Source organism: Streptomyces sp. NPDC008150, from assembly GCF_042956945.1.
Classification (GTDB): domain Bacteria; phylum Actinomycetota; class Actinomycetes; order Streptomycetales; family Streptomycetaceae; genus Streptomyces.
Genome location: NZ_JBIBHJ010000003.1, coordinates 275,755 through 290,049 on the forward strand (window position 1 = coordinate 275,755; position 14,295 = coordinate 290,049).

At 69.8% G+C, this 14,295-nt stretch carries 9 protein-coding genes and 1 tRNA gene; 1 reads left to right on the top strand and 9 read right to left on the bottom strand.

Annotated elements, in window-relative coordinates; all coding sequences use genetic code 11:
- Nucleotides 1-53 precede the first annotated feature (53 nt).
- The 9 genes from ACFZA0_RS10575 to dnaA form a co-directional block, all read right to left on the bottom strand.
- Nucleotides 54-130: transfer RNA gene (locus ACFZA0_RS10575), tRNA-Ile, on the bottom strand.
- Nucleotides 131-253: 123 nt separating this feature from the next.
- Nucleotides 254-970: a DUF3566 domain-containing protein gene (locus ACFZA0_RS10580; RefSeq protein ID WP_391014030.1), complete on the bottom strand. Its 717-nt coding sequence runs from the start codon at nucleotides 968-970 to the stop codon at nucleotides 254-256.
- A 16-nt stretch (nucleotides 971-986) separates the two neighbouring features.
- Entirely contained in the window at nucleotides 987-3,581 is a 2,595-nt protein-coding gene (gene gyrA, locus ACFZA0_RS10585; RefSeq protein WP_391014032.1) for a DNA gyrase subunit A, read from the bottom strand.
- Between the two features lie 42 nt (nucleotides 3,582-3,623).
- Entirely contained in the window at nucleotides 3,624-5,711 is a 2,088-nt protein-coding gene (gene gyrB / locus ACFZA0_RS10590; protein ID WP_391014033.1) for a DNA topoisomerase (ATP-hydrolyzing) subunit B, read from the bottom strand.
- 672 nt (nucleotides 5,712-6,383) lie between these two features.
- The gene (locus tag ACFZA0_RS10595; RefSeq protein ID WP_391014034.1) at nucleotides 6,384-6,941 is read right to left on the bottom strand and encodes a DciA family protein; all 558 of its coding nucleotides are present in this window, start codon (nucleotides 6,939-6,941) and stop codon (nucleotides 6,384-6,386) included.
- Nucleotides 6,938-8,059, bottom strand: a complete 1,122-nt coding sequence (gene recF, locus ACFZA0_RS10600) for a DNA replication/repair protein RecF (RefSeq protein WP_391014036.1) — start codon at nucleotides 8,057-8,059, stop codon at nucleotides 6,938-6,940. The genes ACFZA0_RS10595 and recF overlap by 4 nt, the downstream gene beginning before the upstream one ends.
- A 216-nt stretch (nucleotides 8,060-8,275) precedes the next feature.
- Nucleotides 8,276-9,151 carry a phosphogluconate dehydrogenase (NAD(+)-dependent, decarboxylating) gene (gene gnd / locus ACFZA0_RS10605; protein ID WP_391014038.1) on the bottom strand — a complete coding sequence of 292 codons (876 nt, stop codon included), beginning with the start codon at nucleotides 9,149-9,151 and terminating at the stop codon, nucleotides 8,276-8,278.
- Between the two features lie 349 nt (nucleotides 9,152-9,500).
- Entirely contained in the window at nucleotides 9,501-10,631 is a 1,131-nt protein-coding gene (dnaN, locus tag ACFZA0_RS10610; RefSeq protein WP_391014040.1) for a DNA polymerase III subunit beta, read from the bottom strand.
- A 1,125-nt stretch (nucleotides 10,632-11,756) separates the two neighbouring features.
- Nucleotides 11,757-13,769 carry a chromosomal replication initiator protein DnaA gene (gene dnaA, locus ACFZA0_RS10615; RefSeq protein WP_391014042.1) on the bottom strand — a complete coding sequence of 671 codons (2,013 nt, stop codon included), beginning with the start codon at nucleotides 13,767-13,769 and terminating at the stop codon, nucleotides 11,757-11,759.
- 388 nt (nucleotides 13,770-14,157) lie between these two features.
- Here dnaA and rpmH point away from each other — a divergent pair, with 388 nt between their 5' ends.
- Nucleotides 14,158-14,295, top strand: coding sequence for a 50S ribosomal protein L34 (gene rpmH, locus ACFZA0_RS10620; protein ID WP_003949374.1), 138 nt, complete (start codon nucleotides 14,158-14,160; stop codon nucleotides 14,293-14,295).

The window sequence follows — 14,295 nt, forward strand, 5'->3', positions numbered from 1 at the left end:
TCACCCGTAGATGTCAAAGGCCCCCAACCGGTACCGGTTGGGGGCCTTCGTGCTGGTGGGGCTAACAGGATTTGAACCTGTGGCCTCATCCTTATCAGGGATGCGCTCTAACCAACTGAGCTATAGCCCCGCCGCGCTTTGCGGAGTGTGTCCCGCGCGCTGACCCCTGAAGATTAGCGCACGACCTGGGCAGTCCCAAAATCGATAGTCGGGGCACCCCCGCGGCACCGCGGAAACCGCTCTGACCGGGGCTCTACTCGTCCTCGGCGAGGGTCAGCTCGACGCCGCCCACGAAGCCCGCGGACAGGTTGTAGATGAACGCTCCGAGCGTCGCGAGGGCCGTCGCGAGGACGACGTCGATGACCGCGATGATCGTCGTGAACATCAGGACGTTCGGCAGCGACAGGAACGCCTGGAGGTCGAAGCCGTTGGAGTCGTTCGAGCCGGTGGCCTCGGAGATCGTGCCGCCGACCGTGGAGAAGACCCCCATCGCGTCCATGACCATCCACAGCACGGCGGCCGCGACGATCGTGCAGACGCCCAGGGCGATGGACAGCAGGAAGCTGACCTTCATCACCGACCACGGGTCGGCCTTGGCCACCCGCAGGCGTGCCTTGCGGGTGCGCGGTGTCGTGCGGGCACCCGTGCGGGGCCGGCGCACGGCGCCCGCGGGTGCCTGCGCCTGGTAGGCCTGCGGCGGGTGGTACGGGCCCGCGGGCTGTTGCGGCTGCCGGTCGCCGGGGAGCGGCGACGCCGCACCGCCCGCGGCCGGCTGGGCCGGCGTGCCCGGAGCGGCCGGGCCCGCTCCAGCCGCGTACTGCTGGGTCTGCGGACCTCGGGTGTCCGTCACAGTTCCCCCCTGGGATCCATGAGTGTCGTGGGCGTTCGAGTCGGTCACCTGCGCGGCGGAGCCACGGCCGCCGCCGTCCGTTTCCGTTCCGGTCGATCCGGCGCCCGTGGCTCCGCTCACGATGACTCTCCTCGTGCTACTCGGGCGAGGACCCCTCGTCCTCGTCCGTGCCGGTGGTCACGGCACCCTCGGCGGGCTCGTCCACGGCCTCGATGCCGTCGACTTCCTCCGCCTCGCGTCCCGCCTCGGCGTTACGCGCGATGCCGACCACGGCGTCGCGCTTGCCCAGGTTGATCAGTTGGACGCCCATGGTGTCACGGCCCGTCTCCCTGACCTCGTTGACTCGCGTGCGAATCACACCGCCGGAGAGCGTGATGGCGAGGATCTCGTCCGTCTCCTCGACCACCAGCGCACCGACGAGCGAACCACGGTCCTCCACGATCTTGGCGGCCTTGATGCCGAGGCCGCCGCGCCCCTGGACGCGGTACTCGTCGACGGGAGTCCGCTTCGCGTACCCGCCGTCTGTGGCAGTGAACACGAACGTACCGGCTCGAACAACATTCATCGAGAGCAGTTGGTCGCCCTCGCGGAAGCTCATGCCCTTGACGCCCGAGGTCGCACGGCCCATGGGCCGCAGCGATTCGTCCGTGGCGGTGAACCTGATCGACTGGGCCTTCTTGCTGATCAGCAGCAGATCGTCGTCGGCCGAGACGAGTTCGGCACCGATCAGTTCGTCGTCGGAACCGTCCTCCTGCTCGCGCAGGTTGATCGCGATGACACCACCCGAACGCGGGGAGTCGTAGTCCTTCAGAGGGGTCTTCTTCACCAGGCCGGCCTTGGTGGCGAGCACCAGGTACGGAACGGCGTCGTAGTCCCGGATCGCGAGGATCTCCGCGATCGACTCGTCCGGCTGGAAGGCCAGCAGGTTCGCCACGTGCTGGCCGCGCGCGTCACGGCCGGCGTCGGGAAGCTCGTACGCCTTCGCGCGGTAGACGCGGCCCTTGTTCGTGAAGAACAGCAGCCAGTGGTGCGTCGTCGACACGAAGAAGTGGTCGACGATGTCGTCTTCCTTGAGCTTCGCGCCCCGGACGCCCTTGCCGCCGCGCTTCTGCGAGCGGTAGTCCTCGGCCTTGGTCCGCTTGATGTAGCCGCCACGCGTGATGGTGACGACGATGTCCTCCTCGGCGATCAGGTCCTCGATGGACATGTCACCGTCGTAGGGCACCAGCTTGGTCTTGCGGTCGTCGCCGAACTTCTCGACGATCGCGGCCAGTTCCTCGCTGACGATGCCGCGCTGGCGGACCGGCGAGGCCAGGATCTCGTTGTACAGCGTGATCTTCGCCTGGAGCTCGTCGTGCTCCTGGATGATCTTCTGACGCTCCAGGGCGGCCAGGCGGCGGAGCTGCATCTCCAGGATCGCGTTGGCCTGGATCTCGTCGATCTCCAGGAGCTCCATCAGGCCCGTGCGCGCGATGTCGACGGTGTCGCTGCGCCGGATCAGCGCGATGACCTCGTCGATGGCGTCCAGGGCCTTCAGCAGGCCGCGCAGGATGTGCGCGCGCTCCTCCGCCTTGCGCAGCCGGAAGCGCGTGCGGCGGACGATGACCTCGATCTGGTGGGTGACCCAGTGCCGGATGAACGCGTCGAGGGAGAGCGTGCGCGGCACGCCGTCGACGAGCGCCAGCATGTTGGCGCCGAAGTTCGTCTGGAGGTCGGTGTGCTTGTACAGGTTGTTCAGGACGACCTTGGCGACCGCGTCCCGCTTGAGGACGATGACCAGGCGCTGGCCGGTGCGGGACGACGTCTCGTCGCGGACGTCCGCGATGCCGCCGACCTTGCCGTCCTTCACCAGGTCGGCGATCTTCTGCGCGAGGTTGTCCGGGTTGACCTGGTAGGGCAGCTCGGTGACCACCAGGCACTGGCGGTTCTGGATCTCCTCGACGGCGACGACCGCGCGCATGGTGATCGAGCCGCGTCCCGTGCGGTACGCCTCCTCGATGCCCTTGCGGCCGACGACGAGGGCGCCGGTCGGGAAGTCGGGGCCCTTGATGCGCTCGATGAGCGCGTCCAGAAGCTCCTCGTGCGAGGCCTCCGGGTTCTCCAGGGCCCACTGCGCGCCGGCCGCGACCTCGCGCAGGTTGTGCGGCGGGATGTTGGTGGCCATGCCGACCGCGATGCCCGCCGAGCCGTTGATCAGCAGGTTCGGGAAGCGGGACGGCAGGACGGTCGGCTCCTGCGAGCGGCCGTCGTAGTTGTCCGTGAAGTCGACGGTCTCCTCGTCGATGTCGCGGACCATCTCCATGGACAGCGGCGCCATCTTGCACTCGGTGTACCGCATGGCGGCGGCCGGGTCATTGCCCGGGGAACCGAAGTTGCCGTTGGAGTCCACGAGCGGCATGCGCATGGACCACGGCTGCGCGAGGCGGACCAGCGCGTCGTAGATCGAGGAGTCGCCGTGCGGGTGGTAGTTGCCCATGACGTCGCCGACGACGCGGGCGCACTTGTAGAAGCCGCGCTCGGGCCGGTAGCCACCGTCGTACATGGCGTACAGGACGCGGCGGTGGACGGGCTTGAGGCCGTCCCGGACGTCGGGCAGCGCGCGCGACACGATGACGGACATCGCGTAGTCGAGGTAGGAGCGCTGCATCTCCGTCTCGAGCCCGACGGGCTCGATCCGCATCGCGGTGGCGCCGTCCCCGTCAGGCGTGACTGGAGTGTTCTCGTCGGCCATTGCTGGTGAAGATCCTTTCTGACGCGGTCAGCGGTGACCGACTCAGATGTCGAGGAAGCGGACGTCCTTGGCGTTGCGCTGGATGAACTGGCGGCGTGCCTCGACGTCCTCGCCCATGAGGACCGAGAACAGGTCGTCGGCCTGCGCGGCGTCGTCCAGGGTGACCTGGCCGAGGACGCGGTGGTCGACGTCCATGGTCGTCACGCGCAGCTCCTCGGCGTTCATCTCGCCGAGACCCTTGAAGCGCTGGATCGAGTCGTCCCGGATGCGCTTGCCGGCCTGGCGGCCCTGTTCGATCAGCGCGTCGCGCTCGCGGTCCGAGTAGGCGTACTCGAAGTCGTCCCGGCCCCACTTGATCTTGAACAGCGGGGGGCGCGACAGGAACACGTGTCCGGCCTCGACGAGCGGGCGCATGAAGCGGAACAGGAAGGTCAGCAGCAGGGTGTTGATGTGCTGGCCGTCGACGTCGGCGTCCGCCATCAGGATGATCTTGTGATAGCGCAGCTTCTCGATCTCGAAGTCCTCGTGCACGCCGGTGCCGAAGGCGGAGATGAGCGCCTGGATCTCCTGGTTCTGGAGGATCTTGTCCAGCCGGGACTTCTCGACGTTGAGGATCTTGCCGCGGATCGGCAGGATCGCCTGGTACTCCGGGTTGCGGCCGGACTTGGCCGAGCCGCCGGCGGAGTCGCCCTCGACGATGAAGATCTCGCACTTGGTGGGGTCGTTCGACTGGCAGTCGGACAGCTTGCCCGGCAGCGACGCCGACTCCAGCAGGCCCTTGCGACGGGTGAGGTCGCGGGCCTTGCGGGCCGCCACGCGCGCGGTGGCCGCCTGGATGCCCTTGCGGATGATGTCCGTGGCCTCGTTGGGGTTCCGGTCCAGCCAGTCGTTCAGGCGCTCGTAGACGACCTTCTGCACGAAGGTCTTCGCCTCCGTGTTGCCCAGCTTCGTCTTCGTCTGGCCCTCGAACTGCGGCTCGCCCAGCTTGATCGAGATGATCGCCGTCAGACCCTCGCGGATGTCGTCGCCCGTGAGGTTGTCGTCCTTCTCGCGGAGCAGCTTCTTCTCGCGCGCGTACTTGTTGATCAGGTTCGTGAGCGCCGAGCGGAAGCCCTCTTCGTGCGTGCCGCCCTCGTGCGTGTGGATGGTGTTGGCGAAGGAGTACACGCCCTCGCTGTAACCGCTGTTCCACTGCATCGCGACCTCGACGGACAGCAGCCGCGACTTGTCCTCGGCCTCGACGTCGATCACCGAGGGGTGGACGACCTCGCCCTTGCGGGAGTTGAGGTACTTCACGAAGTCGACGATGCCGCCCTCGTAGTGGTAGGTGACGGTCTTGACCTCGGGGGTCGCGTCACCGCCCGCCTCGTCCGCGCCCGTCGTGGCCTTCGCCGACTCGCGCTCGTCGGTGAGCTTGATCGTCAGACCCTTGTTGAGGAACGCCATCTCCTGGAAGCGGCGCGCGAGGGTCTCGAACGAGTACTCGGTGGTCTCGAAGATGTCGGGGTCCGCCCAGAACGTTACCGAGGTGCCGGTCTCGTCGGTGGCCTCGTGCTGGGCGAGGGCCGCGGTGGGCACGCCCAGCTTGTAGTCCTGCGTCCAGCGGTGGCCGTCGGTCCTGACCTCGACGGCGACCCGGGTGGACAGGGCGTTCACCACGGAGACGCCCACGCCGTGCAGACCGCCGGAGACCGCGTAACCGCCGCCGCCGAACTTGCCGCCCGCGTGCAGGACCGTCAGCACGACCTCGACGGCCGGCTTGCCCTCCGAGGGGACGATGCCCACCGGGATGCCGCGGCCGTTGTCGATGACGCGGACGCCGCCGTCGGACAGGATCGTCACGTCGATCGTGTCGGCGTGCCCGGCCAGAGCCTCGTCGACGGAGTTGTCCACGACCTCCTGCACCAGGTGGTGCAGGCCCCGCTCACCGGTCGAGCCGATGTACATACCGGGTCGCTTGCGAACCGCGTCCAGACCCTCGAGGACGGTGATGGCACCGGCGTCGTACGAGGGGGCGGCCTCGGTGTTCGAGGAGGCCGCCCCGTCGTCGTTCACGCCGGTGTCGGTGGACGGGATGTTCTCGTTGGGGTTGCCGGAATCGGCCACGAAGCGCCCTTTCTGGCACAGCACGAGCCGGGCTCGTCGGCGGGTTGCCGGAGCGGCTGCGGCATGTTGCGTTGGTAAGCCTTGATCAGCGTTGCTCAGCTTGTCCCGGACGGTCCCCACGGTCGGGGCGGGATTGCTTCCAGTCTACCGGTAGCGCTGACAGTGATGGGGGTTTGCCGGTACCTGAGTCCGCATGTGCCGCCCTGAACCGGTCTCTTCCGGGTCCCCATATACGGAGCAGGGCTCCAGGAGGCTCACAACGGCACTCAGCGCTTCTGGGTGTCAACCCTTGGCTACCGGCTAGTCATCACCGAATTCGCAACCGCGTTCGGTGACGACGCGTCCGTGCCGCAGGCCCCGGACGACCGGCCCCGGCCGCCCGCGACGACGGTCGCGGGGCAGCCTGGCAAGGGTCGCGAAAGAGGGGGGAACAGCGGCTGACAAGGGCGGATACCGGCTCGTGCGGGCCGGCGCGCGCGGGCGTGCGGGCTCGTGGCGGGCGCCCCGGGGGTCAGCCGGGCGTGGCCGACGCGGCGGACGGCTGTCCGGCGGGAGGCGGAGGACGTCACAGCGAGTGACGGTCACGGGAAGGGGTACGACGGTTCCGAGCACGGGACGAGCACGGCCCGCAGGCGGTGCGCGGGCCGTCGCTCCCGCGAACCCCGGACCGCGGCGGCGGCCCGCGGGTGACCACCGTCACCCGTAGGTGTCGCCGGGTCCCTTGCTGCCGGGAGCCCGCAGCGGGCCGTAGCGGCGGACCGGGCCCGCCGGACCCAGCACCTTGATGGTGCGCACCGTGCCGTGGCCCAGGTCCTCGTTCAGGCGGGCGACCAGGGTGGGCGCGAGCAGCCGCAGGTTGGCCGCCCAGGCCGTGGAGTCGCAGCGCACGGTCAGCACCCGCTCCTCCTCGTCGTACCGCTCCGGCTCGCAGTGGTTGGCGAGGTCGGGGCCGACGATCTGCGGCCAGCGGCCCATCACGCCGCCCACCGCGGCCGGCGTCTCCCAGCCGCGCTCGGTGATCAGCCGGTTTATGGCGGCGCCCAGCGCCATGGGGTCACGCCCGTCGGCACGTGCGCCGGAGCGCAGCCCCCCGCCCCGGCGGGCCTGCTTCTTCTGCTGCGCGGCGTCACCACGCGCGCGTGCCTGCTCACGGGCCGCCCTGAGGGCGACGCGTGCCAGGTCCACGCCGGACGGTTCGGGCTCCTTGCGGGGAAGCTGCTGCTCGCCGTCGGTGCCGCCGTCGCTGTCGCTCATACCCGCTCCACCGTCCCGTCCGCCACCGTGAACCGGGTCCCGGCCAGTACGTGCGGGACGTCGTCGTCGACGGCCGCGGTCACCAGGACCTGCTCCCCGGGTGCCACCAGCTCGGCCAGCCGCTCACGGCGCCGGGCGTCGAGTTCGGCGAAGACGTCGTCCAGGACGAGGACGGGCTCGTTGCCCTCGGCGCGCAGCAGGTCGTACGAGGCCAGCCGCAGCGCCAGCGCGAACGACCAGGACTCGCCGTGCGACGCGTACCCCTTGGCGGGAAGCTCGCCCAGCTTCAGCAGCAGGTCGTCGCGGTGCGGTCCGACGAGGGTGACGCCACGCTCGATCTCCTGCTTGCGCGCCTCCGTCAGCGCGTCCATGAGCTGCGCGTAGAGCTCCTCGCGCGCGTGCGCCTCACCGGGCGCGGACGGGCGGTACTCCAGGGCCACCGAGCCGCCGCCGGGCGCCAGTTGGTCGTACGCCTTGTCGGCGAGGGGCTGGAGGGTCGCGATCAGGTCGAGGCGCTGCGCGAGCAGTTCGGCACCCACGCGCGCGAGGTGCTGGTCCCACACGTCGAGGGTGGACAGGTCGACGGACCGGCCGCCGTGCCGCCGTGCCAGCGCGGCCGACTTGAGCAGGGTGTTGCGCTGCTTGAGGACACGGTCGTAGTCGGAGCGGACGCCCGCCATGCGCGGCGAGCGCGCGGTGACGAGCTCGTCCAGGAAGCGCCGACGCTCACCGGGGTCGCCCTTGACCAGGGCGAGGTCCTCCGGCGCGAACAGGACGGTCCGCACGATGCCGAGCACGTCCCGCGGCCTGACCTGCGAGGAACGGTTGATGCGGGCCCGGTTGGCCTTCCCCGGGTTGAGTTCGAGCTCGACGAGCTGCTGCCGCTCGCCCTGCCGGACCTGGGCCCGGATCACCGCGCGCTCGGCGCCCATGCGGACGAGGGGCGCGTCGGAGGAGACGCGGTGGCTGCCGAGGGTGGCCAGGTAGCCGACGGCCTCGACGAGGTTGGTCTTGCCCTGCCCGTTGGGGCCCACGAACGCGGTGACCCCGGAGTCGAGCGGAACTTCCGCACGGGTGTACGAACGGAAGTCGGCCAGCGACAGATGCGTGACGTGCATGGTCGTGTGCCGACCTCCCCCAACATGGTGGTTCGTGTCCACCGGTCCTGTCCACCGGCCGTCCCCGGCCTGTGGACGACCGGGGCGCTCCGGCGGGCGGAAGGGTGCCCGCCGGAGCGGCACCGGTTCTTGCTCTTGTCCTGCGTGCTCCCGCACGGCCGCCTCCCGGCCGGAACGGCCGGGCGACCGTCCGGCCGAACAGCGCGGCCGCAGAGGCTACTTGGCCTCGACCGCGTGGCCGCCGAACTGGTTGCGCAGCGCCGCGATCATCTTCATCTGCGGCGAGTCGTCCTGGCGGGACGCGAACCGCGCGAACAGCGAGGCGGTGATCGCCGGCAGCGGCACCGCGTTGTCGATGGCGGCCTCGACGGTCCAGCGGCCCTCGCCGGAGTCCTGCGCGAAGCCCTTGAGCTTCTCCAGGTGCTCGTCGCCGTCGAGGGCGTTGACCGCGAGGTCGAGCAGCCAGGAACGGATGACCGTGCCCTCCTGCCAGGAGCGGAAGACCTCGCGCACGTCGGTGACCGAGTCGACCTTCTCCAGCAGCTCCCAGCCCTCGGCGTAGGCCTGCATCATGGCGTACTCGATGCCGTTGTGGACCATCTTCGCGAAGTGGCCGGCGCCGACCTTGCCGGCGTGCACCGAGCCGAAGTCGCCCTCCGGCTTGAGCGCGTCGAAGACGGGCTGCACCTTCGCGACGTTCTCGGCGTCACCGCCGTACATCAGCGCGTAGCCGTTCTCCAGGCCCCAGACACCGCCGGAGACGCCGCAGTCGACGAAGCCGATGCCCTTGGCAGCCAGTTCCTCGGCGTGCTTCTCGTCGTCCGTCCAGCGGGAGTTGCCGCCGTCGACGACGACGTCGCCGGGCTGGAGCAGCGCGCCGAGCTCGTCGACGGTGGACTGGGTCGGCGCACCGGCGGGGACCATCACCCAGATCACGCGCGGGCCCTGGAGCCTGCCCACGAGCTCTTCCAGGCTGTGGACGTCGGCGAGGTCCGGGTTGCGGTCGTATCCGATGACGGTGTGGCCTGCGCGGCGGATCCGCTCGCGCATGTTCCCGCCCATCTTGCCGAGGCCGACGAGACCGAGCTCCATCAGTGTTCCTTAGGTGTGCGACGTGGCGTGGGGGCACTTGCGTACCCGGTCCGACCCTAAACCCGGACGTCCGCGCACACCTGTGGGCATGCGCGCTCAGGCGTGGGCCGCGACCTGCGGCTTCGGGTCCGGCGCCGGTGCCGGGTGCCTGCGGGGCCTCCGGCGGGGAGCGCCTGTGGACGACCCCTGCCGGGCGGCCGCTCCGGCGCCGGGTCCGCCGACCCCGTCTCCCCTCGCGTCCCGCGCCGCCTCCCAGGGGCTCGTGGGGGCCCTGGAGCGGGCGCGAACGCCGCCCGGGAGGCGGGCTGGGTGCCCGGCCGCGAGGGGCCGGGCACGGACCGTCCGACGGTCAGCCGCTGAGGCGCACCGGCATGATCAGGTACTTGTAGGCGTCGTCCGCCTCGGCGTCCACGGCGGGCCGGCCGCTGAGCAGCGCGGGCTTGGTGGACGTCGTGAAGGAGAGCTGCGCGACCGGGGAGTCGATGGCGCTCAGACCGTCCAGCAGGAAGGTCGGGTTGAAGGCGATCGAGATGTCGTCGCCCTCCAGCTGGGAGTCGACCCTCTCCACAGCCTGTGCGTCGTCGCTGGAGCCCGCCTCCAGGATGAGCACACCCTGCTCGAAGCTGAGCCGCACGGGGGTGTTGCGCTCGGCGACCAGGGCCACGCGCTTGACGGCCTCGACGAACGGGGCGGTCTCGATCACGGCGATCGAGTTGAACTCCGTCGGGAAGAGCGTGCGGTACTTCGGGAGGTCGCCCTCCAGCAGCCGCGTCGTCGTACGGCGCCCGGCTCCCTCGAAGCCGATCAGCCCCTCACCGGCACCGGAGCCCGACAGCGCGATGCTCACGCTGTCGCCGCTGGTCAGCGCCTTGGCGGTGTCGAGCAGCGTCTTGGCGGGCACCAGGGCCACCGCGGAGATGTCCGGCACCTCCGGCTTCCACAGGAACTCGCGGACCGCGAAGCGGTAGCGGTCGGTGGACGCCAGCGTGACCGTGTCGCCCTCGATCTCGATGCGCACACCGGTGAGCACCGGGAGCGTGTCGTCGCGGCCGGCGGCGATGGCGACCTGCTGCACGGCGGAGGAGAAGACCTCGCCGGGCACGGTGCCCGTCGCGTTCGGCATCTGCGGCAGGGCCGGGTACTCCTCCACAGGCAGGGTGTGGAGGGTGAAGCGGGAGGACCCGCAGACCACGGTCGCCCGTACACCGTCTGTGGAAATCTCCACCGGCCGGTTCGGCAGCGCGCGGCAGATGTCGGCGAGGAGGCGGCCGGAGACGAGCACCGTCCCGTCCTCGTCGATCTCCGCGTCCACCGAGACCCGGGCGGACACCTCGTAGTCGAAGCTGGACAGGCTGAGCTGCCCCTCCTCGGCCTTCAGCAGCAGTCCTGCGAGGACAGGCGCCGGCGGACGGGCCGGGAGGCTGCGGGCCGCCCAGGCCACTGCCTCCGCGAGTACGTCGCGTTCCACCCGGATCTTCACCGTAAGCCGCCTCCTGCTGTTGCCGGCGTTCTCGCTGCCTGGCCTTCGTCGTCTGACTCGGTGTCGTCGGCCCCGGTGAGGGGAAGGGACACCGGGAACAGTCTGACGCACCGCACTGACAGTAGGTGCCCGTCGGGGTCAAGTCGTGACGAGCCGCGGTCGGGCTGCCGAGCGCGAGTTGTGCACAGGACCCACTTCGAAACGGTTTCCTCGCTCTAACTAGTTGTCGGTAGTAGTAGGGGCTGTGGAAACCGTGGATAACCCCGTTTTCGCAGGTCAGACGGCAAATTTTGTCCACCGCGCCTGTGGGCGGAACCAGTGGACAACCGGGTCTCTCTGTGGAGAACAGAAAGTTCTGCACACCCCGTGCACAGGAGAGGGCCACTTCTCCCCAGGACCGTCCCCAGCTTTACCCCCGTTTCCCACAAGGCAATCCAGCCCCTCGGTGTGACGCCTTTCACTCGACCCGGTGAGGAGGCGCGTCGGGTTGCCGAACAGTGGACAGGCGTGTGGAGAAGCTCTTGATCGCTGGGGACAACCGGCCGCAGCCTGTGGGGCGTCGGTGGAAAACTTCATGCACAGCCTGTGGACAGAGATTTCGTCCACACCCTGTGGAGAGTCGTTGTCCACCAATCCACAGGCACCTGAACTGGTCTGATGGTCTCTCAACAGCTCGACCTGTGGACACGTTCTGGACAACTTCGCAGTCCCCAGTATGTGGACGGGAGAAAGTCGCCCAATCTGTGGAGGACGCCCGTAACCCGGCAGCTATTCGAACAACGAGGCGTAGGGGTGTTCGTGGGCGAGGTGCGCGCGGGCGTCGCCGGGAGGGCCGGAAGCGGGCTTCGCGGCTCCTTCGGGCCTCCTTCGGGACTCCCTCGGACCTGCTCCGGGTCGGCTTCGGGTCGGCTTCGGGGCGGTACTCATGAGGCCTCGCGTCCGCGGACGAGGGCGCCGAGGATCCGCCGAGGGACGCCGGGAGGAGCCGTGGGCGGGGCGGAGGGCGCTGCGGGGCTCGTCGAGCCCGCCGAGGGCCGGCGTCGGTGACACGCGGAAGGGCGCCCCGGTGGCCCGGGACGCCCTTCCGCTTCTCTGTGCTCCGTCGGCGGCTCGCCGCCTGCCGTGTCAGCCGTTCTTGATGCGGTTCGTCAGCTCCGTGACCTGGTTGTAGATGGACCGCCGCTCCGCCATCAGCGCCCGGATCTTCCGGTCGGCGTGCATGACGGTGGTGTGGTCCCGTCCGCCGAACTGCGCGCCGATCTTCGGCAGGGAGAGGTCCGTCAGCTCGCGGCACAGGTACATGGCGATCTGGCGCGCCGTCACCAGGGCGCGGCCGCGCGAGGTTCCGCACAGGTCCTCGACCGTCAGCCCGAAGTAGTCCGCGGTCGCCGCCATGATCGCGGGAGCGGTGATCTCGGGGGCCGCGTCCTCGCCGCCGGGGATGAGGTCCTTGAGGACGATCTCCGTCAGGCCCAGGTCCACCGGCTGCCGGTTCAACGAGGCGAACGCCGTCACCCGGATCAGCGCGCCCTCCAGCTCGCGGATGTTGCGCGAGATGCGGGAGGCGATGAACTCCAGTACCTCCGGCGGGGCGTTGAGCTGCTCCTGCACCGCCTTCTTGCGGAGGATCGCGATGCGCGTCTCCAGCTCGGGGGGCTGGACATCGGTGATCAGACCCCACTCGAACCGGTTGCGCAGCCTGTCCTCCAGGGTCACCAGCTGCTTGGGCGGCCGGTCGCTGGACAGCACGATCTGCTTGTTGGCGTTGTGGAGCGTGTTGAAGGTGTGGAAGAACTCCTCCTGCGTCGACTCCTTGTCCGCCAGGAACTGGATGTCGTCGACGAGCAGGATGTCCATCTCGCGGTACCGCTTGCGGAAGCTGTCGCCCTTGCCGTCGCGGATCGAGTTGATGAACTCGTTGGTGAACTCCTCCGAGCTCACGTAGCGCACGCGCGTACCCGGGTACAGGCTTCGCGCGTAGTGCCCGATCGCGTGCAGCAGGTGGGTCTTGCCGAGTCCCGACTCCCCATAGATGAAGAGGGGGTTGTAGGCCTTGGCGGGTGCCTCGGCGACCGCGACCGCGGCGGCGTGCGCGAAGCGGTTCGACGCGCCGATGACGAACGTGTCGAACAGGTACTTGGGGTTCAGCCGGGCGGTGGGCTCGCCGGGACCCGTGGCCGGCGCGGGCTGCGCGGCGAGGGGACCGGGGGCGCCGCCGGTGGGCAGGTTGGAGCCGACCGGGCCGCCGCGGTGGACGTGCCCCGACCCGGCCTGCGAGTCCGGCCGGTCCCGGCGCCCGTCCCGCTGGTCGTAGTCGGAGCGCGGCCGTTCGTACTCGGAACGCTGCCGCTCGTACCCCGTCCGGTCGGGGCCCTGGGAGCGGTAGTCCTGTCCCGGGCCGCCGTAACCGTCCTGCGAGCCGGGACCGTAGCCGTCCTGCGGCCCGGAGCCGTACGCGTCCTTGGAGTTGGAGCCGTAGCCGTCCTGCGGGGGCTGGCCGTACCCGTCCTGGGAGCCGCCCGGACCGTAGCCGTCCTGGGACGGGGAGCCGTACGAGTCCTGCGACGGCGACGCGTAAGGGTCGCGCTCCGGGAACCCGAGGCGCTGCTGCTGCCAGCCGCCGTAGCCGTCCTGCGTGGGACGCGGCCAGGAGCCGGGCTCCGGCCGCTGGTACTCGGAGGGGTACGCGGGGCGCGCGTTCGGCAGGTGGTCGCCGCGGCCGTTGCCCTGCTGGTCGTCGGCGGGGCGGGACTGCTGGTCGGCGCGGTGGCGTCCGTAACTCTCGTAGCGGGACTGGCCGGAGGCGGGCTCCTGGTCCTCGTAGCGCGACGGGCCGGGTGAAGGCGTGGCGGGGGGTTCGCCCGCTGAGTCGTCCACCGTGATCGCGATACGGATCGGGCGCCCGCACTCGCGGCTCAGGGTGTCGCTGACGACAGGGGCGAGGCGGCCCTCCAGGACCCCCTTGGCGAATTCGTTCGGCACGGCGAGCAACGCGGTGTCCGCGACCAGGGCCAGTGGCTGGCAGCGTCGGATCCAGTGCTCGTCCTTCGCCTCGACGCCCTGCCCGCGGCCCTCACCCAGCAGCTGTTCCAGTACTCGTGGCCACACTGCGGCAAGATCGGCAGGTACGTCAGCCACAGGGCACGCTCTCTCACAGGTCCCACGAACGTGTGGTGCGGGGGACGGGTCGGGATGTAAATCGGGTGGAACGAAGCGGATCGGGCGAGCCGGGGAAACAGAACCGAGTCCAGCCAAGGTAGTCAGCGCGGCGGGTAGGGTTCAAGTTGTTGTCCCCAGCCTGTGGACAGTGTCTCCCCCCGACAGCTGGTTTGACCGGATGGCGTAGCGCCGCGTACCGTGACCAGGTCGAGTTGTCGATGGCTGCTGCCGCCTGCCTCCGATGGGCACAGATCGCGAACATGCGATCGGTAAGCGGTGCACTCGGGCGTTGACCGCGAGCTTCTCGTGGGCGCACGGTGACAGCCAGGACGGCACCCGCCTACTGATTTATCTCTGGAGCCCCCGAGTGAGCAAGCGCACCTTCCAGCCGAACAACCGTCGCCGCGCGAAGACCCACGGCTTCCGGCTGCGTATGCGTACCCGTGCCGGCCGCGCGATTCTCGCGTCCCGCCGTGGCAAGGGTCGCGCCCGTCTGTCCGCCTGA

What these genes read in the sequence shown, in the direction of transcription:
- gyrA (WP_391014032.1), bottom strand. Translation starts at nt 3,581, where the DNA reads ATGGCCGACGAGAACACTCCAGTCACGCCTGACGGGGACGGCGCCACC.
- ACFZA0_RS10595 (WP_391014034.1), bottom strand. Translation starts at nt 6,941, where the DNA reads ATGAGCGACAGCGACGGCGGCACCGACGGCGAGCAGCAGCTTCCCCGC.
- recF (WP_391014036.1), bottom strand. Translation starts at nt 8,059, where the DNA reads ATGCACGTCACGCATCTGTCGCTGGCCGACTTCCGTTCGTACACCCGT.
- gnd (WP_391014038.1), bottom strand. Translation starts at nt 9,151, where the DNA reads ATGGAGCTCGGTCTCGTCGGCCTCGGCAAGATGGGCGGGAACATGCGC.